Source organism: Cellvibrio sp. GW822-FHT04B05, assembly GCF_058800985.1.
This window is the reverse complement of record NZ_JBXAMU010000001.1, coordinates 503,296-527,646: the sequence shown is the minus strand read 5'-3', so window position 1 is coordinate 527,646 and position 24,351 is coordinate 503,296. Positions and strand designations below refer to the sequence as shown.

The following is a 24,351-nucleotide window of genomic DNA, read 5'->3' as shown; positions in this document are numbered from 1 at the left end:
AACAATAAGAACCTGAGTCCGGAAAAATAACTAACGGGATTCAAGCGCTTTTTTTAATTCATTTAACCATACGCGATGAGACAAGAGAGAATTTGCCATTTGCATGGATTTCTCCTGCACATCACGAACAAGCGCTTTTGATCTATCCTCTTCATTCATCCCCAGCACACCAGGTCGCGTTGGATAATCCATTCCATAAAGGACGAACAGATAATTCTCCACACCAAAAATATCAAAAGAGCTAAAGAAATCCATTTTCTTGGGTACCCCTATTTTCCACAACTCCAGCCTGTCCTGCAAAACATCGGATATCGCATTATTTTCTGTATTATCAATCCAAAAGTCAGAATCCCGGCGATCAGAAATAAAATAATGCAACTGTACAAAATCGATGACCCGTTCCCAAGTATAGGCCATAACCTTATTGCAATAACCTGCCACTACAGGAATATCCTCCTGCGTAACCGGGAAATTCCGCGCAACCAAATTGGCAGCAAAATCTGTCACCAAAATAGACGTAGCCTCCAAAGGCTCAACAAATCCTTGCGCCAAACCGAGAGCAACGCAATTTTTATCCCAGAAAGAATCACGATAACCAATTTTCATTGGCACACAACGTAAATTGGCATTTTGCAAATCGCGCCCAACATATTTAGAAAAATTTTGCACAGCCTCGTCTTCAGATATGTATTTTGAAGCATACACGAAACCAATACCGCGACGATTGGTAAGAGGTATATCCCAAATCCAACCAGCTTTATGCGCTGTGGCGAGCGTATAAGGCAGAATCTCCTCAGAATCCGCCGTGGGCTCCTGCAAAGCCAAAGCGGTATCAGTCTGGATTTGGGAAGATTTATCCAGAAATGGGACACCTAAGGTTTCACCAATTAGCAATGCTGCAAAGCCGCTACAATCAATATAAAAATCAAACTCTTCCGTTACCCCTGATTCATAAACCAATGCTTTAATACTACCATCATCATGAAGTAACACCTGGGTAATGGTCTCAAAGCAATGCTTTACTGAAAATTTTTCGCGCGCATTTCTGGCAAGTAAATCAGAAAATTTTGCTGCATTAAAATGATAAGCATAATCCACCTTCCCAACAAAAGGAGGGGATGATATTTGTTTAGGCGAGCGGTTTAATTCGGCAACCGAATAAATCTCAGACAATTTTGAGAATTCAAATTTATCGCGATTATTTAACCAATAATTGGTAATATCAAAACCGGATGGGTAAGGTGAACTAAAGGGATGATAATAAAAATTAGCACCGTTTTTTTTAGTATCCATCCACTTAGAAAATTTAATTCCCTGCTTAAACGTAGCATCGCAACTGACAATCAGATCAAGCTCGCTAATACCAAACTTTTTTAGTGTTTCTTTTATTTTTGGTACGGTTCCTTCACCAACACCAATAACGGGAATATTTTTGGATTCTATTAATGTGATTTCAATTTCCGGATCACGCCTCAACTCAACGCCGAGATGATTTGCTGCCATCCAACCTGCTGTACCACCGCCCACAATGACCACGCGCTTTATTTTCATTGCCATTCACCACACATAGTGATTAAAAACAAAAAAGCCCAGCAAAATGCTGGGCTTTTTTTACTACTCAGCTATTAATACTTATAGTTTAAACCCAACATATAAGTAGCTTCACCTTGAGAAGACCATGCAGGGAAACCTTCTCGCAATGGCAGCTTAATACCCTTCACTGCGGTTGATTGGCTGGCCGCACCATACTGAACATCATCTTCCTCCAAGACGTTAATCGCCTCAAAGGTCAAATTGAGGCTATCGGTAAGATTCCAACCAAAACTCAGATCCAGTGTACCGAAATCATCGTGCATACGGTTGCCGTAATAATAGGAGCCTTCACGAATCATGTACTCTGAACGCCAGTTATAGGCAGCACGCGCTGAGAAAGTCTCATTTTCCCAGTAGCCTACAAGGTTGGCACTCTTATCGGATGATTCAGTGAAAACACCAATTTCATCAATGTAGGTATTCAAAGGAACATCAGTGTCAACGAAGGTGACGTTGGCCAAAATACCAAAGCCATTATCAAACGCATGACTTATCTGCAATTCAATACCGTCAATTTGCGCTGAGCCAGAATCAGACAGCGTTTCAATAGTCCATAAGTTGTTGCCTGCTTGTGGATCGTAAATCAATGGCTGATCAGTCGCAAAACTCGACGTCATGGTATTGGACAGAGTCTTAACAAAATAAGTGGCCGAAACCATATTGCCTTCGCCGTAATAATACTCAACCCCTACATCGGCCTGTGATGACTTAACCGGCTTCATGCCCGCATTGCCAATACGATAGGTTTGGTTATTAGATCTATCATCAGCAAAACCGCTGGTGATATTGATCACATCATCATAGCTTGGACGGTTAATTGCCTGGCTGGCACTCACTCTCACAACTACATCATCTGTTACATCAAACGCAACGTTTGCACTTGGCAATACGTCGTGGTAGTTGGCTGTTGCCGCTGTCAAAGTCTTGCTAAAACCTTCATTCAAACCATCGTTTGCAGGAGTTACGCCATCCAACTGATATTGTCTGGAAGTAATATCACTGCTGATATAACGAAGGCCGACATTACCTTTAACGCCTTCCGCTTCAAAGGTAAACATGCCATAAAGCGCGTCATTCTGTTCATTAAGGTCTACATAACCGGAACGAACTTCATTCCAACCGGCAATGTGTGCTTTAGTTGCTGCAATCATGGCCGACAGATTAGGTTTCGGTGCAGTAAAACCGTTCTCGCCCACTTCATAAGTGCCACTGTAAACCGATGAAGTCGATACAGGGGCAACACCAGTTTTTAAGATAGGTTTAAAGGACTGTCTATTAACATCATGATCAGTAGTACGCACACCGGTTTTAAATGCGGTCAGAGGGCCTGCATCCAATTCAAACTCTACATCGAATTGGGCATAGGTTTCCTCATCAGCATTAGGGCCACGACCAATAGACCAACTTTCCGGTAAAACAGTGGCTCTGTAATCACTCAACTTGACACTCGGATCTCCAGAAGCATTGATTTTAATTTTCTTGCCTGTTGCATCGATTTTCCCACCCCAAACAGACATGTTGTCGCCGAGGCTGGGGAAGTGCTGGAAGTTGGTGGTTAAATCAGTACCACCCTCTGCTTTGGTATTACCAATACGACCGGTAATTTTGAACCCCTCACCTTCATAGACAGCATCCAAATCGATAGTGTCGGATTTCATGCTGGCAACACGTCCCCAAGTCTGGGTAAACGTCTCGGTTCCCAGCGTTCCAGAAGCCCAACCAATCCCCAAGTCTCCATCTTTCGGATTTGTAGTACTTTTCACGCAAGCACCGGCTGCATTGGTTTGCTCACATGTATAGCTATTTGGAAATCCGGAGGCATCGCTAGTGAATAAATACATACTGGTGTTGGTATTGTCACCCTTTAAATCCAGGGAGAGTGCATGGATACCGAAACTCAGATTGTCTGTAGGTTTGAATTGTGCAGTGATATCCAGCGCTGTACGCTCACGCTCCTGGGTAAAAGTGGTCGGAGAAACATCGGACCACCATTGGTAGTCTGACTCAGTACCACGGCGAACGTAATCGCCCTCTTCAAATGCACCGGCCACCAAAACACCAAAGGTTTCTGCATCGTTTTTCCAGCTATAAAGACCAGATACTTCCGGAGTGACATCATCAGCCACAGTACCTGTTTTAGCCTTCACGCCAACATAAACAGAATTGGCAGGCATATCCAATGGTTTACGGGTTTTGATAATAACGGTACCACCCGCACCACCTTCATTGAGATCTGCCTGTGAAGATTTATATACCTCCATACCGCCAATAAGCTGGGATGGCAGCAATGAGTAGTTAAAACTGCGATCAGTTGCCTTCTGGTCATACCAACCAGTTGATGCCACTGTTTGACCATTCAATGTTGTCAATGTCATTTGCGGTGCAGTACCGCGAATAGACACAGATGCACCCTGGCCAAATTCGCGACCAACGGTTATACCAGGAATACGCCCCAGCGACTGACCTACATCTGAATCGGGAAACTTACCCACATCTTCTGCGGATATAGCGTCTACCACGGCAGTTGCATTACGCTTGATATCCACCGCATTTTTCAACGCGCCGCGAATACCGGTAACTACCACCTCTTCCAAATCTGACGCTGATGCATCTTGTGCATGAGCGGTTGCGGTAAAACCCATCATGGCGACGGCCGCTAGCGAACCGAGCATCAATGCACTCTTATTGGCCAGTTTGATCGCATCACTTAATTTGTTACGCATGGTTATTCTCCCGTGACTTGCAATTTGTGTGTCTTAATAATGATCTAACTCGGCCGACAAACGGAGACAAAAGACAACGTTGTCGGTTCCCCAACACTATGCCCACTGGACAACGTTGTCAACTTCTTTGTAAGGCAGTGTAAAGGAGTGTTACTGAGCAAGAACAAGACTAGAATTGAGCAAATGCCTTGGAAATCAGGCAATTAGGAATTTAAGATGCCAAAAATGACAACATATATTTTTTACTGCGAGAGTTGATGATTACAAAAATACACAACTGAAACCGATAGCAATAAAAAAGCCGCTTTCCAAGCGGCTTTCATGCTGATAAAGGCGGCGATCAATAATGCACAAACATGCTTCAGCGATTAACTAATCGTGCCCGCAATTGGCGCAAACTGGCTTTAACGCTGCGCGCATTTTCAGGCCCCATACGCACCATTAATTTGTGAGTTTGCGGAAGTGTTTCCAGTGCGGGATCGGCGTATTGATAAAAAACTTTCGGGCGCAGTAATAATAAATCACCTTGCACATCGGGTGCAGCAAGCAGGTTATCGATTGCCGCGATCAACACACTATGGAAGTTGGGCTTTTTAAGACCAAGCTCATTAAATGCCTCCTCCAGTAAAGGATAGAACCGGCGGTAGACAGCAACCGCTGCATCGCTATCAATGAGCGAAAGCGTCGTTACATAGGGCTCATAGCGCTGGAAATTTTTTGCCGAAACACGTTCCTGGTCTGCGGCGGTGCCTTCAATCATTACCGTAAAGGATTCTGCGATAAAAGGCGGTGGTGGTGAAACAACCGGGCGATATTCCTGTATCACTTTCCCCTCTGCCACATTATTTACGGCCAGCACAAACTTACGGATGATTTCCTGCGGAACAAGCAATTGCAGCAATCCTTCACCGCGCAGCTGTTGCAATGCTGCAAGCAGGCTGCTATCGCTCTCATTCAATAATGGCAGCGGCTCAACTTCAGCAACGGGTTGTGGTGGCTCATATTCCGGGATCGGTGCCACCGCAGCGGCACTGCTGGTGACCGCAGTTTGCGGTGCGACACCAACCGGGACGCCCACAGTTGGCGATATTGCGGTGCCGTCGTCACGCAGGAAATAGAAAGTGGCCGCTGCAGCAATCAGTGCCAGAACCACTATGACAATCATGGTCGTGGACGAGTTTTTGCGCGGTTGGTAATCATCACTCATAGCAATACCTTTTTGGTTGGCAATATTTGTAGCGATTGGCAGTAAGCGCAGGATTATGGCCTAAACCTTTTTAAGGGGACAGCATTGCGTGACAGCCGTTCCCAATTTTTATCGGTGCAGGTTAGACTGCCATTTATTTCAGGCCGCTTTCATAAGGACCATTATGCCCCGTCACCACTCTTTATCAGGGCCATTCATTCAACTGGCAAAACACCTTACCAGCGGCAGTCTCGGCTTGCTGTTACTCATCACGTTGGGCTGCGCCAGTATTACCGGATCGCAATGGGACCAACGCTACGGCAAAGCCCAACCACGCGAAATGCCCGCCAGCCCAGGCAAGGCGGAGCTCACTTACTATAAAGATACAAGGAAAATCCTGGAGCAACGCTGTGTCGTTTGCCATGGCTGCTACGATGCGCCCTGCCAGCTCAAGCTGGAGTCCTATGAAGGTTTGCTGCGGGGAGCCAATCCGGTCAAGGTTTACGATGGAACACGCCTGCTAGGGGCATCGCTCACCCGTTTATTTGAAGATGCACACACCACCGCCGAGTGGCGCAGCAAAGGTTTTCATCCGGTATTAAACGAACGCAGCAACACCCCCACGGCCAACATCAAGGCCGGGGTGCTGGCGCAATTTCTTGAATTAAAGAAGGATAACCCTTTGCCGGAAACGGAAATCCTGCCCGCAAGTTTTGATTTCAACCTCAATTACAAACAACATTGCCCCAGCATTGAAAACTTTGCCAGCTTTGCCGAGCAGAATCCGCTCCGGGGTATGCCTTATGGTCTGCCCGGATTAAGCAACAAAGAACATAAAGTGACCATGGATTGGTTAGCCCAAGGGGCGGCGATGGGACCACCACCCACATTACCGGTGAGCGTGCAACAACAAGTCGAAAAATGGGAAGCATTTTTCAACGGCGATAGCCTGAAAAAACAACTGGTCAATCGTTACATTTATGAGCATTTGTTTTTAGCGCAGTTATTTTTTAACGATGCCCCCCATACTTACTTCCGCCTCGTGCGCTCCAGCACACCACCGGGCGAACCTCTGGCCCGTATCAGTACAGCGCGTCCGTTTGATAATCCCAATGTCAGCCAAGTTTACTACCGCTTATGGCAGGATCCATCCAGTGTGGTGGCCAAAACCCATATGCCCTATTCGCTCACCCAGACACGTATGGACGAATGGCAAGAACTGTTTTTTTCTACCGATACCGCATCCCGTTATGAAGTAACGCAGCTACCGTCTTATACCCCGGAAGTAGCGGCAAATCCGTTTGTGACCTTTGCCGAGCTGCCGATCAATGCGCGCTACCGTTTTATGCTCAATGAAGCCCAGTTCACCATTATGAATTTCATCAAAGGACCGGTGTGCCGCGGGCAAGTTGCGCTCAATGTTATCCAGGATCATTTCTGGGTATTCTTTTTCGCTCCGGAAAACCAAAGTACGGCAGGCAATGCAAAATTTCTGGCGGAAAATAGCAAACATCTGCAATTACCCGCAGAAGCTGGCAACACACTGTTACCAATGACTAATTGGCTCAAGTATTCCGAATTGCAAAAGGAATATCTCGCTGCAAAAGCGGCATTTGTGAATAAAAAAATTGCCGCCGAAGGTGGCGTGGAGATGAGCGAGATTTGGGATGGCGACAAAGGTAAAAACCCGAATGCCGCGCTCACTATTTTTCGCCATAGCGATAGCGCCAGCGTACATAAAGGTATGGTCGGCCAGTATCCGAAAACCGCATGGGTTATTGGCTACCCTTTACTTGAACGCATTCATTATTTACTGGTGGCCGGATTTGATGTGTATGGCAATGTATCGCATCAATTGCTGAGCCGACTTTATATGGATTTTTTGCGTATCGAAGGTGAGATGAATTTTGTCGGCCTGCTACCTGAAAAGTCACAACAGGACGTCATGTCATTCTGGTATCGCGATGCCGAAGCCAATTTAAAAACCTACGTTGATTTGTACATTAAACAAGTAGATGCACCTAACAACATTCGCTACCTAACTGATAATCCGCAGCTTGAGCTTTACCAAAAGCTCAAGCTGCATGTAGGCAATGCGGCTAATTCACCGTTCAATATACGCACCAAAAAATTGCCGTCACACAAGGTGGCGCTTTATGAAAAACTGCAAAGTACCGTTGGCAAACCCATCAGTTTTCTGCCGCAAACAACGGTAATCCAAATTCCGAATGTGGGTTTATTTACCTTGGTGCACAACAGCGCTTACTCCAATTTATCGTCACTGTTTGGCGAAGATAAACGGCGTATCCCGGCGGAAGATAATCTCACCATCACGCGCGGAATTGTGGGTAATTACCCAAACAGTTTTATGCGCGTGGAGGAACAACAGCTGGATGATTTCGTTAATCGGGTGCAAAGACTGGATTCGGAAGAAGATTATAAAGTGCTGCGCGATATTTATGGCGTGCGTCGTAGCCATCCGGAATTTTGGGCGTTCAGCGATAAAGTCCATCAACTTTATTATCTGACCGAACCGGACGAGGCGGCGCTGCTGGATTACAACCGCCTCGAGAATCGCTAAAGACTACTCATATAATTGTTAAATACGTTTATCCGTGGCCGGACGTCCGGTCACGGAATCACAAGTTTGCTCTTTGCCGACACGTTTCACTTTCTTAATCAGCAAATACGCGGCAGGTGCGCCGGCGGCAGCTGCAGGTTGCGCGACGATATTCACTTTTAAACTCACCAGTAAGGGTTCCCCCGGCGCTTTTGTTTTTTTGCTGTAGGATTTTTCCAGGTTTGCATTTTTCCCCTCATGGGCAACCGGCCAGCTCTGCCCGGTGATGCAATCGGTAAAATGCCCTGCATCTGCCGTGTGAGTATAAAGTCCCTTCATACTGAGGCTGGGATTAAACGGTTTTTCCGCACTCTCAAGTAAACTGTAATTCAGGTTGGACACAATATCTTGGCCCTGTGAATCCAGTTTGCGCAGTTGGCGATTATCGATAATACGGAACTGCTGGCTTTGTCCTTTCTCAACAGCTTGATTCAGCAGCAAACGATTGCGATCGACAATTAACCAGCGACCAATTTCATCCTCTGGAACTGTGCGCTTACCTGAGTACTTCGTGCGCAAGAAATAAAAATTCCCCGGCAATAATTGCAGTTGATAGTCAATTCCCTCGCAATCGGCGCAGGGTAAGATACCGGTAAAATACGCAGGCAGTTTCTCCAGCGGCTGTTCGATAGCAATGGGCTCACCACCAACGCCACGCAATGTCAAGTCAACACTATTGCCACGCTCTTTGGTTAGCACCAGATACGCTTTGTCAGTACTCATGTACAGCTTCCCATCCACTCTTATCGTTGCGCGCACCGCATAATCGTTTTTCGCCTCAATTTTTTCCGGATCAACATTAATCCTGAATTTAACCGGTGAGGTGAAGGGGCCATAAATCTGGGTGGTGCCGATGATAGATGCGGGAGCATCCACGCGCGAAATATCCACCAAACTGACCTCAAGCAACGCGCCCGCAGGCATGGCGATCCGCTGCAGATAGGTCACGTTTCCCTTCACTGTTTCGGCGGCTACAGCTACACCTGAAATCAAGCAGAGAGACGCCAGGCCGCAGACCAGAAAGTAGAACTTTTTCATCATTTTCCTTCCCCAATTAAATAGGCTATCACTCAATGATGGACAGCCGAATTCCCGACAAAATCACTGCTTAAAAGGATAGCAGGCAAATACCGACCAAACCGATTCTCTATTGAGCCCCCAGGAAATGTTAACGACTGCCGACTAAATTGCGACTTGGCGGCAAATAAAGTATTCTTCCTAATAATCACTCTCATTTACATTCAAGACGTGCTTCTTATGAATACTGCAGTGCTGGCCGATATTCCACCCACAACACTTCGCCTCGACCAATGCCGTAAAGGGGCATCGGTACGGGTGACCAGCTTGATTGCCCAACCACTCTTTGGAGCGCAGGATGAGCGAGTAAGTCTGCGCTTGAAAGAATTAGGCTTTTTGCCCGGCGCCCAGTTAAAAGTCATCGGCTTTGGCTTGATGGGTTCTGATCCGCTGGCGGTGCAAGTCAACGGTACCAAGTTCGCGCTGCGTCGCGCTGAAGCCGCCAAGATTTGTGTCGAGCCTGTCTTACTCGCCGCCTCTTAGCCACTTAACCTTTACATCAGCACAAACCTCTACTCAGGTAGCAATAATGTCCGCCCCTATTCGCTTCGCGTTAATTGGCAATCCCAATTGCGGCAAAACGTCTTTATTTAACCGTTTGACTGGCGCCCGCGCCAAAGTCGCCAACTATCCCGGTGTTACCGTTGAGCGCCGGTCAGGTATGGTAGCCGGTTTGTCAAAACCGGCCGAACTGGTTGACCTTCCCGGTACTTACAGCCTTTTTGTGACTTCGCCCGATGAGCAAGTTGCCCGCGATGTGATCCTCGGCAAACTGGCCGGTGAGCGCAAACCCGATCTGCTGGTAGCGGTAATCGACGCTTGTAACCTGCGCCTCGGCCTGCGCCTGGTGATGGAGCTCAAAAGCCTCAATCGCCCGCTGATCCTGGCGCTCAATCAAATGGATGAAGCCAAGCGTCGCGGCATCAGTATTGATACCGCCGCCCTTTCCCAAGCTATCGGTATTCCGATTATCGAAACCGTGGCAGTTAACAGCCAGGGGGTAGCCGAACTGCGCAAGGTTTTGGATGGCTATGCCCAACAGCCGGTTGCGGCCGACGGTGCGCAGGCGCTCACAATCAGCGATCGTCAGGAATCGGTTGAAGCGCTCTACGCCGAAATCGAAAGCATCATCCGCCAGCATGTGATCCAACCACCACACTTACCGCGCTGGCAGGATCGTCTTGATGCTTTAGTTATGCATCCCCTGATCGGGCTGATCGTGCTGTTCAGTACTTTGCTGGTGATCTTCCAGGCGGTATTTGCCTGGGCATCGCCAGTTGTGGACCTAATCGATGGCGGCTTTAGTGGCCTGGGTGAGTTTGTCGGAACGACGCTGCCCGACGGTATCCTGAAAGATTTTATCGTCGACGGCCTGATTGCCGGCGTGGGCGGCGTATTGGTGTTCCTGCCGCAAATTATCATTTTGTTCTTCTTCATCCTGATATTGGAAGATACCGGGTACCTTACCCGCGCTGCGTTTTTGCTGGATCGCCCGATGCGTGGGCTGGGCTTGTCCGGCCGCTCATTTATTCCCCTGCTTTCCAGCTTCGCCTGCGCCGTTCCCGGCATTATGGCAACGCGGACTATCGCTGATCCACGCGAGCGTTTTATCACCATCATGGTTGCACCGTTGATGACCTGTTCAGCGCGCCTGCCGGTATATGCATTGATCATCGCCGCATTTATTCCCGAGCAAACCGTATGGGGGATTTTCAACCTGCAAGGCCTGACGCTATTTGCCCTGTATTTCGCCGGTGTTGTCAGTGCCGCAGTGATTGCCTGGCTGATGCGCCGTCGTGCCAGCGGACGCGAGGAGTTCCCGCTACTGCTCGAACTACCCACCTACCGCTGGCCAATGATGTACCACCTGCTGATCGGCCTGCGCGAGCGCGCTTGGATCTTCATCCGTCGCGTAGGTACAATCATTCTGGCGCTCTCGATTGTGCTCTGGTTTTTGGCGACTTTCCCCGGTGCACCGGAAGGCGCGACCCAACCGGCAATCGACTATAGTTTTGCCGGCCAACTCGGCCACTTTATGCAGCCACTGTTTGCGCCGCTAGGTTTCAACTGGCAAATGTGTATCGCACTGATTCCAGCAATGGGCGCGCGTGAAGTTGCCGTCAGCGCGCTGGCAACTGTTTATGCGGTAGGTGAAGAATCTATTGATGTCGCACTTGGCTCAGCGCTCGCCGCCAGTTGGTCAATCCCGGTTGCCTATGCGTATCTCGCCTGGTTTGTGTATGCACCCCAGTGCATTTCCACCATTGCTGTTGTCAAACGTGAGACCAACTCTGCCAAGGCAACTGCGTTCTTCACCATTTACTTGTTTGCGTTGGCTTATTTTGCGGCTTGGGCGACTTACCGGATCGCCAGCGCAATCGCAGGTTAAACCTGAAGTCAGGAGGCATCTATGTTGCAAGACATTCCGTGGCAAGAAGTGATTGTCGGTGTTTGTGTGATCGCTGCAGCAATATTCTTGCTGCGCCGCTGGATTTTCCCGGGAAAGAAAGCGGCAAGCTGCGGTGGTTGTAGCGGCTGCGCTAAAACCCCTGAATCGAGCTGCGCAACCCCCGCCGAAAAAACACCGAATTAATTGTAGGGGCACCGCTTGCTGCGCCCTTGTTCATCGCGAATCCCGGCGATCATATAACAGCGATTATCAGCGCCTACATACTCGCATTGAGTTGCTAAATTAAGCATCCATCTGCTGTCGCAATTGTTTATACCAGCTATTTACCACCCACGCTGCCGCCATCAGATAAGGCGCTGCACCAATTACCCACATAATCAGCCCAGCCAGCTGCTGGTCGCCGAGACTACGTGCTTCGCCATACAAGGGCGCAGAAGCGAAGGTCAGGAGCGCACCTAAAAATCCGGTATGCATCAACGTAAACAGCAGTGCCAGTAGCGCCCAAGGCGTATTCTGGCGGCTTCCTTTTAAAACGGCCCACCAAAAAATTCCCGCCGTAATCAGAAAACAAAAATGCTCCAGCGCGTGCCACCATACATTTTCTACTGCGACCATATAAAAGTACGGCATGTGCCAGAACCAAATAACCGCACCGTGGATATAGGCAGTCGTTAGCGGATAGCGCGTGAGTGTGAGCATGGGGCGCCAGAGCCAAGCCCATATACGACCGCTACCGGCAATAATTTGCGCAAGTGGCCGGCTCAACACCCACAAGGGGGCGATCACAACCATCAACAGCATATGCTGGGTCATATGGGCGGCACTGCTGGTTTTGGCCCAATCATCGAGCGGTCCGAGTACAGCGAGACCGCAAAGAATAGCGGCCGTATGAAAAAGAAAAAATTGGTGATGTGAGGGGCGCTTGCGCTTTACGCCAAGTAAATAAAATATCCAAAACGTAAGCAGCGCGAGCAAACTGAGTGACGCGGCGATTTGCCCTTCTCCACGGCTGGTAAGCAGATTATGTGCAAGCGCCAGCTCACTGTAATTCAGCAACAAGAATGCAATAACAGCGAAGAGGAATTTGCGCAACGTTAAAGGCATGGAGGTAAAACCAGCACAGGTAAACCAATCGCCAGGGTCGACACCGCAGAGACCAGGTATATGCCCGCCGAAACGCGCGCGATGAAATGGTGATCGTCCGGTTGCGTTGGCGCTCGCCAACAACGCCACGCAAAAAATCCCAGCAGTGCTGTTGTTATGAGCGTAAGTACCAGCAAAAGCGCGTTGAGCCAGTTAAATGGACTCAATGAATTATCCGGCGCTGCAAAGGCACAGCCAATTGAAAGTACTGAATAAATCAGCACAAACCAACCGCTCCAAATGATTAGCCCGAGCGTTAATTGCAGCGGATGCGTCGGCGCAAACATCACACAGGCCCCCACGCCATTGGCATGAGGATAAAGGCTGCAACACTGCACCAGTAAACGGCGAGGGTATAGATCCAGAAGGGCCGCAATACCACCGGTTCATAGGGCAATTTACGGCTGACATAAGCGCAGCGAACGCGCAGGGCCTGCAGACCGGTAAGAATGATCGACAAGCCACTGTGGATCAGCAGGTAATAGAGCATAAACATCAGCACGGCGTCGTGCGCCATGGCGACAGGATTAAGCGGTGCAGTCAGGAAAACCCACAACAAGAGTACAAAATGGGCCGCGCCGAGCCCCGTTACTAACCACAAACCTGACTGCAAATTCTGGTCATCACCTTTGCGCAGGCGTGCCACCAAACGGTTGTTAAGCAACACCGCACTGCTGAGCACCACGCCGCTCGCGAGCAGGCCCCATAGCGATAGCGGTCCTTCCCCGGGTGCGGACCAGCGCGGTGCTGCCGTCCACAAATAGAACCAGCCAAACAGCAGTGACAAATACAATGCGCCATTGGCAAACAGGCTCACTACCATACCCCACAACCCGGGGCCATCGCAGGTGCGTGAATGCAAGGGTGGATCAACTGGATCATTGTCTTTTACCGGTGCAAAACCCAAATAGGCACCGTTATGCCAGCTCCAGCGCAGAATCATCAGCAGGGTTACAACAGTAACGAGAAGTGCAAGCAGATAGCTGCGCGTCAACAGGCTGATACACACCACCGCGATCGCCGACGCCACTTGCAAGGGAATCCAGGAGTTGCTCGGCAGGTGAATGATTTCACTGACTTTTGCACTCACCGCGTCAGTTCCCAGAATATCGCGCCTGCCGTGATCGACTTCTACGAGCGCGTGCTGCCCTGTTGCGATGGTCTCGGGGAGGTCTGGATGCTCCCAGAGAGGATGACGGGTTTTGATCGTCGGAATACTAATGAAATTGTAAGCACCCGGAGGGGTTGATGTTGCCCACTCCAACGTATCGGCATTCCAGGGATTTTGCGGTGCCCTGCTGCCGAATCGAAAATGAAGCACTACATCGAGAATAATAAGGGCGATCCCGATGGCCATGATAAAGCTGCCCACCGACGACAGAAGATTGAACCAATCCCAGCCCAAACCGGTATCGTAGGTGTAAATACGGCGCGGCATGCCCATCAACCCCGTCACATGCATAATCAAAAAGGTCGCGTTGAACCCGCCAAACGTTAACCAGAAACCCCAGCGACCCAGTTGATCCGATGGCATTTTTCCAGAGAAATGCGGCAGCCAATAGTAGAAACCCGCTATCAGGGGGAAAACCATCCCGCCTATTAACACATAGTGCAAATGCGCTACCACAAAATGGGTATCGTGCACCTGCCAGTTGAACGGCACCAATGCCAACATCACGCCGGTCAAGCCGCCAGCAACAAAGGTCACCAAAAAACCGATAATCCACAGCATGGGCAAGTTGTAGGTGACTTTCCCGGTCCATAGGGTAGCTAGCCAACAGAAAATTTGTATTCCCGTTGGAATTCCTACCAACATGCTCGCCACCGAAAAGAATGCCTGCGCCAGTTGCGGGATACCCACGGTAAACATGTGGTGTACCCAGAGGCCAAAGCTGATGAATCCGGTGGTAATAATGGATAGCACAACCCAGCGATACCCTACCAAAGGCCGCCGTGCAAACACCGGGATGAGCGTTGAGACTATGCCTGCCGCCGGCAGAAAAATAATGTAGACCTCGGGATGGCCAAACAACCAAAACAGGTGTTGCCACAAGAGCGCGTCGCCGCCGCGCGTCGCATCAAAAAATGCCCAGCCAGCCGAGCGCTCCAGCTCCAGCAGGATACTGGCGAGAATCAGGGGTGGAAAACCGAACACAATCATTAGCGCCATGGCGAGGATGTACCAGCAAAATATCGGCATTTTGTTCAGGGTCATGCCAGGGGCACGGGTGCGCAAAATTGAGACCACCAGTTCAATCCCGGCAGACAATGCGGAAATCTCTACAAACGTGATGCCAAGCAGCCAGAAGTCGGGGCCGCGGCCGGGGCTGTAAGTGGCATCACTTAGTGGTGTGTACATAAACCAACCGGTGCTGGGCGCAATGCCCAAAACAAGGCTGGAAATCATAATGATGCCGCCAAACAGATAGCAGTAGTAACCCATCGCGCTGATGCGCGGAAACACCAGGTCGCGGGTGCCGATCATCTTGGGAACGAGGTACATCGCCAGCCCCTCAAGCACGGGAATGGCAAACAGAAACATCATTATCGTGCCGTGCATGGTAAAGATCTGGTTGTATAGCGCCGGCCCAAGCAGATCATGATTAGGCAGTGCCAGTTGGGTGCGTATCAGCATCGCCAGCACTATGCCTATCGCAAAAAATACCAGCCCGGTCACAATAAAACGCAGACCAACCGAGGTGTGATTGACAGCCGCAAGTGTCCCCCAACCGGGAGGGTTACCCCATACCCGCTGCGCTTTATGATGCAGTTCGGTAGTGCTGATGGCGCCTGGATCAGTCATTGCGGTTGTGCCTCGATCCAATGGGTGAAATCGTCAGGGGTGTATGCCGTCACAGTGAACTTCATGACAGCGTGGTGCAACCCACAGAACTCTGCGCATTGCCCTAGATAAACTCCGGGCTTATCGGCTTCCAGCCGAAGTACGTTGACACGCCCGGGAATAGCATCGAGCTTACCGCCCAAGCGCGGCACCCAAAACCCATGGATGACATCCGCAGTGCTCAGATGAATATCGATAGGGGTTCCGGCAGGAATATGCAGCTCGTTTTTCAGCGCGATATTGGAATCCGGATAACGCACTTCCCACCACCACTGGTGCCCGATGACGTCGATGCGCAGTGCTGCTCCTTCAGCGGGCGGCAGGGGTAACATGCGGTGCCCCATGGGCACCCCAAAAACTAACAGTAAAAGGATGCTGATCGTGGGCAGGATCAAACCGCCGCCAATTATCCAGCGATTGTGTACCCGCCGTTGCTGCGATTCATCGCGAGTATCTTCGGGGCGCCGCATGGCGTATAACCACAAGGCCACCACTGCGGTTAACACCACACTGGCGTAGGCAAACATACTCCACCACAAGATCGCCCCCGAGCGAGCAGACGGGCCGGCGGGATCGAGTGTAGAAAGTGGACCGGTGCATCCGGCCAACAATAGAAATAACAAGAAAACAACCGGAAGGTGAGCAATATGCAAGAACCGATCATGAGCAAAATGACCTTCCTGGGTCATCCGATCCACCCGATGCTGATTCATTTTCCGGTCGCCGCCCTGATGGGGCTGATGGCAACGGATATCGCCTACTTGCTGAGCAATGATTATTTTTGGGCGCGAGCCAGCCTTTGGCTTGCCGGGGTTGGCGCCTTGGGCGGTTGGGTTTCGGGCACCATTGGCTTGATCGATTTGATAGCCGTGCCGCGCATCCGCCGCCTGATTACCGCATGGTGCCATGCCACCCTCGCGGTGATGCTGCTCTCCCTGGCTTCGCTCAATTGGTTGTTTCGGGTCGACGATGTTGATGCCCTGATCTGGCCTTGGGGCATCTACCTTTCGGTGCTCACCGGTTTGCTCATTACCGTCACCAGCAACCTCGGTGGGAAGCTCGTTTATGAGCGGGCGGTGGGAGTAGATATTGAAGTGGCGACGAGCGACAGTAGCAAACAATAAGTGCTGCGTAACTGCCGTCAGGCGCTGTAAAAATAAATTCAGGCCGATATATTTTGTAAAGAATATTTCAGTTTTAAGTAAACATTTGCACTTAAACATCACGTTTTTGCAAGCGATCACTACAACACCCCTGCCATAGGCTTCGCTAATACCACCCAGATAATAGCCACCATCAATGCACACAAAGCCCCGCTCAACATCCAACACCAACGGCGCACAGGTTTAATGCTGCGATCCTGTGTATGTAACAACAACAATCCGGCAAGGGCATGCCCGATTACAAGCCCGGTAACCAACGTCAGCTTGGCAATCAGCCACACTTCTATTGTGCGATTAAACAAAAATACCAATGTGCCGGAAATAATGGCAACCAATGCCGCTGGCGTTGCTATATGGGTAAACAAGAAGCGTGCAACTGAACCATATTTATCGCAAGGCTCAACAATCCGGGTTTGTTCGGTGTGTATGCCAGCAATAAGCGCCGGCAGGTACAACAGTGATGCGCACCAGGTAATCAACGCGATTATATGGATCAGTAGAAACCAAAGCATCCAGTGTCTTCTTAATTGGAGTGTGAGTAAAACTCAAATAGGGAATATGTTTTAACTTTTGAATTGCCAACGTAAAAACACTCCCGCAGTTTGCGCTACGGGAGTGTCAGCTTAAAGAAAATAATTCGTTGCGAAAATTTGAAAAATAATTCATCAAAAGAGGGTTCGCAAAATAAGCGCTGTACTTGTACCCATCATCTTTGGCCATTTTAACAGCCTAAATGTCATTACCCTGGAGGTCTGTGCGTCAGCGTACAAACCGGGGCAGCGTCTTCAGGTAGAGTTCAATCGCAAGAGTGTTATTACAGAATTTTTCACTAATTTTTTGCGCTGTTTTTTCAAAAATTCCGTTAAAAAATTTAATGGAAATATGTTTTGCAAAAATATATTTAAGGAGGACAACGGTGGCAGTTAACGATGATCGACTAACACTTCATCCGCTCCATGGGGTATTACTTGCGGCAACCATCCCATTATTTTTCGGGGGTTTGCTGAGTGATCTTGCCTATGCTTCCAGTTACCAGATCCAGTGGAGCAATTTCGCATCCTGGCTGATCGTTGGTGGTCTTGTCTTCGGTGGCGGCGCATTGCTGTGGGCAATCGCCAGCCTGGTTTTTGCCAGGCGTCGTGGCAGCTACCCGGGTGTTTATCCGGTGCTTCTTACCATCACTTGGGTTCTGGGCTTGTTCAATTCACTAATTCACGCCAAAGATGCCTGGGCAATTATGCCCACGGGTCTTGTTCTTTCTGTGATTGTGGTTCTACTCGCCTGCGCATCGACCTGGATTGGGTTCGTCAAGTTTGGCGTGGGGGATCGAAGATGAGTTATTTCCATTTAGATGTACGCCTGTTTGTAACAGTGACTCTTACCGGGTTGTTAACCGCATGCAATGGCAAAGCCCCGGATTCAGCGCAATATGGCCCTAATCCTGCTCTTCCGAAACCAGAGCGTGCACTCCTGCCTACTATGACAATTGCAAAGCCTGCAGCCTGGGGCGATCAGCAGCCAACAGTACCCCAAGGCTTCACCATCGCGGCTATCGCCACTGACCTTAAGGTCCCTCGGCAGATGCTGATCCTACCCAATGGTGACATCCTGGTCGCCGAGGGCAAAGGCGGCAATGCGGCAGCCCTGAAGCCGAAAGATGTCATTGCCGGTTACATCAAGTCGAAGGGCACAACGCCAGTCAAGGGTGGTGACCGGCTGACCTTACTGCGGGATGCTGATGGCGACGGCACCTACGAATTACAAACGGTGTTCGCTGCTAATCTTAATGCGCCCTATGGGCTGGCGATGATCGACAACTACATTTACGTCGCCAATCAGGACGCACTGGTACGGTTCGATTACCGCGAGGGTCAGACAGAAGCCGCAGGTCCATCGGTGAAAATTACCGATCTACCGTCACAGATAAATCATCACTGGACTAAAGCCTTGACGGCGAGTGCAGACGGACGCTTTCTCTACGTTGGTATTGGCTCTAACAGTAACATTACCGAACGCGGTATGGAGGCCGAAGTAAGTCGCGCCATGGTCTGGGAAATAGATGCCGAAACAGGCGCGCATCGCCCTTATGCAACCGGATTACGTAATCCGACTGCGCTCGCTATCCAACCTGGAACCGGGCAATTGTGGACAGTAGTGAATGAACGTGACGAGCTTGGGTCAGATCTCGTGCCTGATTACCTGACATCGGTTAAGGACGGTGGATTTTATGGCTGGCCTTATAGCTACTGGGGTAAGAATGTGGATGAGCGTGTCCGGCCGCAGGATCCGCAAAAGGTCGCCTCGGCAATTACCCCTGATTATGCGTTGGGTTCTCACGTGGCAGCGCTTGGGCTCGACTTCTCTACCAGCGCCATGGGTGCCGACTTCGCAGAAGGTGTATTCATCGGTGAACATGGCAGTTGGAATCGCAAAGTGCCGTCCGGCTATAAAGTGGTGTTCGTGCCCTTTCGCGAGGGTCGCCCCGCTGGCGATCCGATAGATTTTGTTACGGGTTTTCTCGGCGCAGACGGTAAAACCCGTGGCCGGCCCGTCGGAGTAGTGGTAGATCCAAAAGGCGCACTTATCGTTGCCGACGATCTTTCCAACACCATCTGGCGGGTGACCCCTGCAGGATCACGCTGAGGGAGCACACTGTGGTCGCAGAAACCAATGCCAGCCGGCCATTATGGAATCGAGAACTATCTGAGTGCAATAAGCAAATACATCCTGATTGCTAAACCCGGTATTGTGCTTGGCAATCTGGTTTCACTGGCAGGTGGCTTTTTCCTGGCATCCAAAAGCAACATCAATTTGATGTTGCTTTTGGATACGGCGATTGGAGTTTGTCTGGTGGTTGCGTCCGGCTGCGTATTTAATAACATTATTGATCGGGATATTGATCAACTAATGGTGAGAACACGATCCAGAATTCTAGTCAGTGGATTAATGTCGACGAAGGTGAGCCTCGTATATGCCACCACGCTCGGGCTCGCGGGAATATTAATACTCTCCATTAAAACTAATCCTATTGCGGTCGCCGTAGCGCTTGCAGGTTTTGTAATTTATGTGGGCGCTTACAGTCTGCACCTAAAACGCAATTCGGTTCATGGAACCCTGGTTGGCAGTCTCGCTGGCGCAACGCCTCCGGTAGTGGGTTACTGCGCAGTTAGCCAACAGTTTGACACTGGAGCCGCACTATTATTATTAATATTTTCTATCTGGCAGATGCCGCACGCTTTTGCCATTGCCATTTTCAGACTTCATGATTATCAAGCTGCCGCAATTCCTGTATTGCCCGTACAACAGGGAATTGAGAGAACAAAATATCAGGCATTTTTGTATATTTTGGGATTCATTTCAGCCACTCCACTGCTCATGTGGACTGGCCACACAGGCCGCTGGTATCTACTGATAACCAGCCTGATTGGCTGCTACTGGTTGTACATGGCATGGTCTGGCTTTAATGCCAAAGATGATCAGGTGTGGGCTAGAAAATTATTTCTATTTTCAATTGTTACCGTTGTTGTCTTAAGCGTAATGATGGCGGTTGACACTGTTGGTTAAACGCATTTTTGAGTGCAGGATATCCGCGTGAGCAAATCACTAGTCCTCCGCCAATGCCGATAAATCTATCCAATACCGGCGGTTATTAACCGGCGTTTCTGCCGGCAGCGACGGATTTTGTAAGTAGATAATCCGCCGGTTTTTCAATTTCTCCATGCCCGAGCTAAACCGCGGATGGTTATAAAAAAACCGGTCGAACTTGCCGTTATCAATCAGAATCTCCATTCCCTTTTCGATCCGTTGCGCCAGCGCTTCATTTTCTTTATTCACGAAAAAATAAATCGCCGTGGGATAATACAACAGCAGATTTTCTTCTACCGCCAGATCCGGTTCATCGCGCTGCAACAATTCAAACCAGGCCTCCGATATTCCCCGTGGAAAATAATCAAACCGCTTGGCATTAAGCATGCGGAACAACAGCTCGGTTGTCTCCGCCGTTGTTATGCGCAAACCATTGGCTTGCAAGATCGGCGTGTCCGGCCAATGGGTGCCCTGGCCGCCGAGAAACTGGCTGAGATCATTCAAGGTTTTCACGTGATCGAAACGCGATTGATCCTGTTTGCGGATAAGAAAAACACGATAGCCGAATAAACCTTTGAACAAAGGAATTCGAATCGGGCGCAATTGTTTCTCGCGCTCTTTGTCGGTCATGGTCCAGATAACAAAATTGCTTTTATCGTGCTGCAGCATATTGATCCAGCGCGCCTGTGCATAATCGCGCTCGGAAAAAACAATATCGATCACTTCGTTGTCGGCCTTGCTCGCATTGAGCGCCATGATCAACAAGGTGGTGAAATAATCGCTGGGCTCTTCCAATTGGGTGCCCTGCACTTTTACAGGAATACGGATCTGCTCTGCGTAAGCAGGGGCAAATAATCCAATACTGAGCAGGGCAAATAGCAACCGGCGTGCACGCGCAAACTGCTGACCGCAACAACACAACCTCATAAACATCCATCCAGTCGACTGAATACCAATACGCTGGAAGAATAGTGGAAAACCAACCGTCCTGCCGAAAACACGCTATGAGATGCCAGCAGATGACACTCCCGGACAGCTGCCGTATAGTCAGCACCCGTCGCTCCCTCATCCAGTAGGATCTAAACATGCAGCAAAATTTGCAAAACAGGACCTTTCTGCTTTTTCTCATCCTCGTTTCGATTGGCTTTCTGATCGTACTAAAGCCCTTCTTCGGAACGATTTTCTGGGCCTGTGCAATTACGATTATTTTTTATCCACTGCATCTCAAACTGCTAAAGCGCCTTAATGGCCGTGCCAATACCAGCGCACTTATCACGCTGTTAGCCTGCATGCTGATTGTGGTTATTCCGGTAACACTGGTCGTCAGTTCTGTTGTTGCAGAGGGCGCGGACTACTATAAAAAACTCGAAGAAGGGCAAATCAATCCTGCGCAATATGTTGAACAAGTGCGCAATGCATTCCCGGCACTTCAGCAAACCCTCGACCGCTTTGGTATTGATACCGCCAAAATCAAAGATGGCGCACTCAGCGCGTCCATGACCGGCGGCAAATGGCTGGCTCAAAATGCAATCAGTATCGGCCAGAACACCTTCAAGCTTCTGCTCAATATCTGCCTCATGTTGTATCTGATTTTCTTTTTGCTGCGCGATGGCAAATACCTGCTGGAACTCGGCATTCGCGCACTGCCCATGGGCGATGCACGGGAGCGTTTACTGGCCGACAAATTTGGCCAGATTACCCGCGCAACGATTAAAGGTAATCTCGTGATTGCGATTATTCAGGGAACGCTGGGCGGTTTGATTTTTTGGGCGTTGGGTATTCCCGGTGCGCTGCTCTGGGGTGTGGTGATGGCTGCTATGTCGCTGATCCCGGCAGTTGGTCCCGCCATTATCTGGGCACCGGTTGCGCTCTATTTATTTGCAACCGGCGCGAACGTGAAGGCGATTATCCTGATTGCCTTCGGCATGGGAGTTATCGGCTTGATCGACAACATCCTCCGCCCGATTCTGGTAGGTCGCGATACCCGTATGCCTGACTACATTGTATTGCTCTCAACCCTGGGTGGATTAGCGATCTTTGGCCTCAACGGGTTTGTGATTGGGCCGTTGGTCGCAGGATTATTTATGGCTTTCTGGGGCATCTTTATCCGCGAGATCCACCTGTTCGCCCCCGAAGAGGCCAGAGCTATCCCGAAACAAAAGCCCGAGGATTCTGGCAAGTGATCTGCTAGACTGCGCGACCTTTTCTTTTGTGGCTCTGCTTTGCGGAGCCTTAAACCTTCCGTGAGATCTGTTTATGTCTAACCAATACAAAAGTGTTGAAGAACTTGTCAGCTACGGCATTGGCCGTCAGATGGGTCAACAATTAGCCGATAATCCATTTGAAGGTGTATCGCCTGCGGCAGTAGCCCAAGGTGTGCTGGATTCATTGAATGATGTTGAGATGCCGTACAGCAATGAGCAAATGCAGGACGCATTCCAGGAAATCAACGCTCGCATGCAAGCGCAGGAAGCAGAGCAAAGTAAAGATCTGGCCGGCGCTGGCGAAGCGTTTTTGGCTGAAAATGCCAAGAAAGCCGGTGTGTCTGTGACTGCATCGGGTTTGCAATATGAAGTGATCACCCAGGGCACCGGTGCAGTTCCAACCGCGACCTCAAAAGTGAAGACTCATTACCACGGCACTTTGATTGACGGCACTGTGTTTGATAGTTCTGTGAATCGCGGCCAACCTATCGATTTCCCGGTTAACGGTGTTATCGCCGGCTGGACTGAAGCCCTGCAATTAATGCCGGTTGGTTCCAAATGGCGTTTGTATATCCCGTACAACCTTGCCTACGGCGAGCGCGGTGCCGGTGCGAGCATCAAGCCTTACTCAGCGCTGATTTTTGATGTTGAGTTGATTGATATTGTTGGTTAATCAACGCCATTAATTCTCCACCAGCATGGGTTCCGGTGTAGGTTTCACGACACGCCGTGCACCCATCCATGGGGGACTCGACGCTCACATCCTGTGAGCCTATGGTCGTAAAACCTACACCGAATCCCCTGTTGCTTCAGCAGCTTCGATAGCCTCTGCAATTTTATCTCAGCAATTGAATTTCCGGACTCTCCATGTGGTTTAAAAATTTACGTTTATATCGCCTGACCGAACAGTGGACTATTTCCGCTGAAGAATTGAATGAAAAACTCGCCGAATTTTGTTTTAACCCTTGCGGCAGCCTTGACCCGATGCGCTACGGTTTTGAACCGCCGCTCGGCCGTCATGGCAGCGAGTTTGTGCATGTGACCAACGGCTATGTAATGATTTGCGCTAAAAAGCAGGAAAAGATCCTGCCTGGCGGGGTGATCAAAGAGCAATTGGAAGAAAAAATCCTTTCCATCAACGAGGCTGAATCACGTCCTGTTGGTCGCAAAGAGCGTGACACATTGAAAGATGAAATTATCTTTTCACTGCTGCCAAAAGCCTTTACACGTTCAACACTTGATTACGCCTACATCGCACCGCAAGACAAGATGATTGTGGTGAACTCATCATCCGCCAAGCGCGCGGAAGATTTATTGAGTAAGTTGCGCGAGGCACTGGGTGGCTTACGCTGCATCCCCATCGCACCTAAAAATATTCCCACCCAGGTGATGACCCATTGGCTGCGCGAAAGCCAGGCACCGCACCAGTTTGAATTGGGCGAGGAAGTGGAGTTGCAAGCGGCAAAAGATGGCAGGGTTATCCGCTGCAAAAAGCAGGATTTAACCGCAAGCGAGATCCTCAACCATCTGCAAAGCGGTATGCACGTCAGCAAAATTGCGCTGGTGTGGAAGGAGGCTATCTCCTGCATTATCGATGACCAGGTCGCGATCAAACGGGTAAAGTTTGAAGACGTTATCAGCGATAAAGCCAACGAGCGCAACCCGGAAAGCAAAGCCGAACAATTTGATGCTGACTTTGCCATCATGGCGCTTGAATTAACGAACTTCATTCAGGCATTATTGGCGGGATTCGGCGGCGAAGATGATGCTTTGCTGGACAATTGATCGCGGGATAATACTAATAA

21 protein-coding genes are annotated in these 24,351 nt (G+C 49.7%); 11 read left to right on the top strand and 10 right to left on the bottom strand.

Going from position 1 to position 24,351, the window contains the following annotated elements; translation table 11 throughout:
* Positions 1–30: 30 nt before the first annotated feature.
* The 3 genes from AC1RJL_RS02085 to AC1RJL_RS02075 all read right to left on the bottom strand — a co-directional run bounded on the left by AC1RJL_RS02085 (position 31) and on the right by AC1RJL_RS02075 (position 5,523).
* Positions 31–1,551, bottom strand: a complete 1,521-nt coding sequence (locus tag AC1RJL_RS02085) for a tryptophan halogenase family protein (protein ID WP_492911089.1) — start codon at positions 1,549–1,551, stop codon at positions 31–33.
* 74 nt (positions 1,552–1,625) lie between these two features.
* Positions 1,626–4,316 carry a TonB-dependent receptor gene (locus AC1RJL_RS02080; protein ID WP_492911088.1) on the bottom strand — a complete coding sequence of 897 codons (2,691 nt, stop codon included), beginning with the start codon at positions 4,314–4,316 and terminating at the stop codon, positions 1,626–1,628.
* 361 nt (positions 4,317–4,677) lie between these two features.
* A complete protein-coding gene (locus AC1RJL_RS02075) occupies positions 4,678–5,523 on the bottom strand; it encodes a DUF3014 domain-containing protein (protein WP_492911087.1) in 846 nt (281 codons plus the stop codon).
* A 163-nt stretch (positions 5,524–5,686) separates the two neighbouring features.
* Between AC1RJL_RS02075 and AC1RJL_RS02070 the strand changes: the two genes are divergently transcribed.
* Positions 5,687–8,083: a fatty acid cis/trans isomerase gene (locus AC1RJL_RS02070; RefSeq protein WP_492911086.1), complete on the top strand. Its 2,397-nt coding sequence runs from the start codon at positions 5,687–5,689 to the stop codon at positions 8,081–8,083.
* Positions 8,084–8,101: 18 nt separating this feature from the next.
* Here the strand turns inward: AC1RJL_RS02070 and AC1RJL_RS02065 are convergent, their stop codons facing one another.
* Positions 8,102–9,163 carry a YbaY family lipoprotein gene (locus AC1RJL_RS02065; protein ID WP_492911085.1) on the bottom strand — a complete coding sequence of 354 codons (1,062 nt, stop codon included), beginning with the start codon at positions 9,161–9,163 and terminating at the stop codon, positions 8,102–8,104.
* Between the two features lie 216 nt (positions 9,164–9,379).
* Here AC1RJL_RS02065 and AC1RJL_RS02060 point away from each other — a divergent pair, with 216 nt between their 5' ends.
* The 3 genes from AC1RJL_RS02060 to AC1RJL_RS02050 are packed head-to-tail and all read left to right on the top strand — an operon-like array spanning position 9,380 to position 11,792.
* Complete coding sequence (locus tag AC1RJL_RS02060) at positions 9,380–9,682, top strand: FeoA family protein (RefSeq protein WP_492911084.1); 303 nt, start codon at positions 9,380–9,382, stop codon at positions 9,680–9,682.
* Positions 9,683–9,728: 46 nt separating this feature from the next.
* Positions 9,729–11,588: a ferrous iron transporter B gene (feoB, locus tag AC1RJL_RS02055; RefSeq protein ID WP_492911083.1), complete on the top strand. Its 1,860-nt coding sequence runs from the start codon at positions 9,729–9,731 to the stop codon at positions 11,586–11,588.
* Positions 11,589–11,609: 21 nt separating this feature from the next.
* On the top strand, positions 11,610–11,792 hold the full coding sequence (locus AC1RJL_RS02050) for a FeoB-associated Cys-rich membrane protein (protein ID WP_492911082.1): 183 nt from the start codon (positions 11,610–11,612) through the stop codon (positions 11,790–11,792).
* A 99-nt stretch (positions 11,793–11,891) separates the two neighbouring features.
* On the opposite strand, the gene AC1RJL_RS02045 is transcribed toward AC1RJL_RS02050, so the two are convergent.
* From AC1RJL_RS02045 to coxB, 4 genes are read right to left on the bottom strand one after another with little or no spacing between them, the layout of a single operon-like run.
* Positions 11,892–12,713 carry a cytochrome c oxidase assembly protein gene (locus AC1RJL_RS02045; protein WP_492911081.1) on the bottom strand — a complete coding sequence of 274 codons (822 nt, stop codon included), beginning with the start codon at positions 12,711–12,713 and terminating at the stop codon, positions 11,892–11,894.
* Complete coding sequence (locus AC1RJL_RS02040; protein WP_492911080.1) at positions 12,704–13,042, bottom strand: hypothetical protein; 339 nt, start codon at positions 13,040–13,042, stop codon at positions 12,704–12,706. The genes AC1RJL_RS02045 and AC1RJL_RS02040 overlap by 10 nt, the downstream gene beginning before the upstream one ends.
* Positions 13,039–15,555, bottom strand: a complete 2,517-nt coding sequence (gene ctaD, locus AC1RJL_RS02035; protein WP_492911079.1) for a cytochrome c oxidase subunit I — start codon at positions 15,553–15,555, stop codon at positions 13,039–13,041. Before ctaD ends, AC1RJL_RS02040 begins: the two co-directional genes overlap by 4 nt.
* Positions 15,552–16,247, bottom strand: coding sequence for a cytochrome c oxidase subunit II (gene coxB / locus AC1RJL_RS02030; RefSeq protein WP_492911078.1), 696 nt, complete (start codon positions 16,245–16,247; stop codon positions 15,552–15,554). The genes ctaD and coxB overlap by 4 nt, the downstream gene beginning before the upstream one ends.
* On the opposite strand from coxB, the gene AC1RJL_RS02025 reads away from it, so the two are divergent.
* On the top strand, positions 16,242–16,718 hold the full coding sequence (locus AC1RJL_RS02025) for a DUF2231 domain-containing protein (RefSeq protein ID WP_492911077.1): 477 nt from the start codon (positions 16,242–16,244) through the stop codon (positions 16,716–16,718). The two genes, coxB and AC1RJL_RS02025, sit on opposite strands and share 6 nt — an antisense overlap.
* 119 nt (positions 16,719–16,837) lie before the next feature.
* Here the strand turns inward: AC1RJL_RS02025 and AC1RJL_RS02020 are convergent, their stop codons facing one another.
* The gene (locus AC1RJL_RS02020; RefSeq protein WP_492911076.1) at positions 16,838–17,269 is read right to left on the bottom strand and encodes a CopD family protein; all 432 of its coding nucleotides are present in this window, start codon (positions 17,267–17,269) and stop codon (positions 16,838–16,840) included.
* A gap of 404 nt (positions 17,270–17,673) precedes the next feature.
* Between AC1RJL_RS02020 and AC1RJL_RS02015 the strand changes: the two genes are divergently transcribed.
* From AC1RJL_RS02015 to cyoE, 3 genes are read left to right on the top strand one after another with little or no spacing between them, the layout of a single operon-like run.
* Positions 17,674–18,093 (top strand): DUF2231 domain-containing protein, encoded by a 420-nt coding sequence (locus AC1RJL_RS02015; RefSeq protein WP_492911075.1) that lies wholly within the window; start codon positions 17,674–17,676, stop codon positions 18,091–18,093.
* Entirely contained in the window at positions 18,090–19,400 is a 1,311-nt protein-coding gene (locus AC1RJL_RS02010) for a PQQ-dependent sugar dehydrogenase (protein ID WP_492911074.1), read from the top strand. The genes AC1RJL_RS02015 and AC1RJL_RS02010 overlap by 4 nt, the downstream gene beginning before the upstream one ends.
* 27 nt (positions 19,401–19,427) lie before the next feature.
* Complete coding sequence (gene cyoE / locus AC1RJL_RS02005) at positions 19,428–20,321, top strand: heme o synthase (protein ID WP_492911073.1); 894 nt, start codon at positions 19,428–19,430, stop codon at positions 20,319–20,321.
* Between the two features lie 39 nt (positions 20,322–20,360).
* Here cyoE and AC1RJL_RS02000 read toward each other — a convergent pair whose 3' ends face one another.
* A complete protein-coding gene (locus AC1RJL_RS02000; protein ID WP_492911072.1) occupies positions 20,361–21,269 on the bottom strand; it encodes a substrate-binding periplasmic protein in 909 nt (302 codons plus the stop codon).
* Positions 21,270–21,427: 158 nt separating this feature from the next.
* On the opposite strand from AC1RJL_RS02000, the gene AC1RJL_RS01995 reads away from it, so the two are divergent.
* The 3 genes from AC1RJL_RS01995 to rdgC all read left to right on the top strand — a co-directional run bounded on the left by AC1RJL_RS01995 (position 21,428) and on the right by rdgC (position 24,331).
* On the top strand, positions 21,428–22,525 hold the full coding sequence (locus tag AC1RJL_RS01995; protein WP_492911071.1) for an AI-2E family transporter: 1,098 nt from the start codon (positions 21,428–21,430) through the stop codon (positions 22,523–22,525).
* Positions 22,526–22,598: 73 nt separating this feature from the next.
* A complete protein-coding gene (gene bamJ, locus AC1RJL_RS01990) occupies positions 22,599–23,219 on the top strand; it encodes a BamJ family beta-barrel-assembly machinery protein (protein ID WP_492911070.1) in 621 nt (206 codons plus the stop codon).
* Between the two features lie 194 nt (positions 23,220–23,413).
* Positions 23,414–24,331 carry a recombination-associated protein RdgC gene (gene rdgC / locus AC1RJL_RS01985; protein WP_492911069.1) on the top strand — a complete coding sequence of 306 codons (918 nt, stop codon included), beginning with the start codon at positions 23,414–23,416 and terminating at the stop codon, positions 24,329–24,331.
* The last annotated feature ends 20 nt before the right edge of the window (positions 24,332–24,351 follow it).

Bases quoted from the DNA above. Each gene is read 5' to 3' on its own strand.
- AC1RJL_RS02085 (WP_492911089.1), bottom strand. From the start codon at position 1,551: ATGAAAATAAAGCGCGTGGTCATTGTGGGCGGTGGTACAGCAGGTTGG.
- AC1RJL_RS02080 (WP_492911088.1), bottom strand. From the start codon at position 4,316: ATGCGTAACAAATTAAGTGATGCGATCAAACTGGCCAATAAGAGTGCA.
- AC1RJL_RS02075 (WP_492911087.1), bottom strand. From the start codon at position 5,523: ATGAGTGATGATTACCAACCGCGCAAAAACTCGTCCACGACCATGATT.
- AC1RJL_RS02070 (WP_492911086.1), top strand. From the start codon at position 5,687: ATGCCCCGTCACCACTCTTTATCAGGGCCATTCATTCAACTGGCAAAA.
- AC1RJL_RS02065 (WP_492911085.1), bottom strand. From the start codon at position 9,163: ATGATGAAAAAGTTCTACTTTCTGGTCTGCGGCCTGGCGTCTCTCTGC.
- AC1RJL_RS02060 (WP_492911084.1), top strand. From the start codon at position 9,380: ATGAATACTGCAGTGCTGGCCGATATTCCACCCACAACACTTCGCCTC.
- feoB (WP_492911083.1), top strand. From the start codon at position 9,729: ATGTCCGCCCCTATTCGCTTCGCGTTAATTGGCAATCCCAATTGCGGC.
- AC1RJL_RS02050 (WP_492911082.1), top strand. From the start codon at position 11,610: ATGTTGCAAGACATTCCGTGGCAAGAAGTGATTGTCGGTGTTTGTGTG.
- AC1RJL_RS02045 (WP_492911081.1), bottom strand. From the start codon at position 12,713: ATGCCTTTAACGTTGCGCAAATTCCTCTTCGCTGTTATTGCATTCTTG.
- ctaD (WP_492911079.1), bottom strand. From the start codon at position 15,555: ATGACTGATCCAGGCGCCATCAGCACTACCGAACTGCATCATAAAGCG.
- AC1RJL_RS02025 (WP_492911077.1), top strand. From the start codon at position 16,242: ATGCAAGAACCGATCATGAGCAAAATGACCTTCCTGGGTCATCCGATC.
- AC1RJL_RS02020 (WP_492911076.1), bottom strand. From the start codon at position 17,269: ATGCTTTGGTTTCTACTGATCCATATAATCGCGTTGATTACCTGGTGC.
- AC1RJL_RS02010 (WP_492911074.1), top strand. From the start codon at position 18,090: ATGAGTTATTTCCATTTAGATGTACGCCTGTTTGTAACAGTGACTCTT.
- cyoE (WP_492911073.1), top strand. From the start codon at position 19,428: ATGCCAGCCGGCCATTATGGAATCGAGAACTATCTGAGTGCAATAAGC.
- AC1RJL_RS02000 (WP_492911072.1), bottom strand. From the start codon at position 21,269: ATGAGGTTGTGTTGTTGCGGTCAGCAGTTTGCGCGTGCACGCCGGTTG.
- AC1RJL_RS01995 (WP_492911071.1), top strand. From the start codon at position 21,428: ATGCAGCAAAATTTGCAAAACAGGACCTTTCTGCTTTTTCTCATCCTC.
- bamJ (WP_492911070.1), top strand. From the start codon at position 22,599: ATGTCTAACCAATACAAAAGTGTTGAAGAACTTGTCAGCTACGGCATT.
- rdgC (WP_492911069.1), top strand. From the start codon at position 23,414: ATGTGGTTTAAAAATTTACGTTTATATCGCCTGACCGAACAGTGGACT.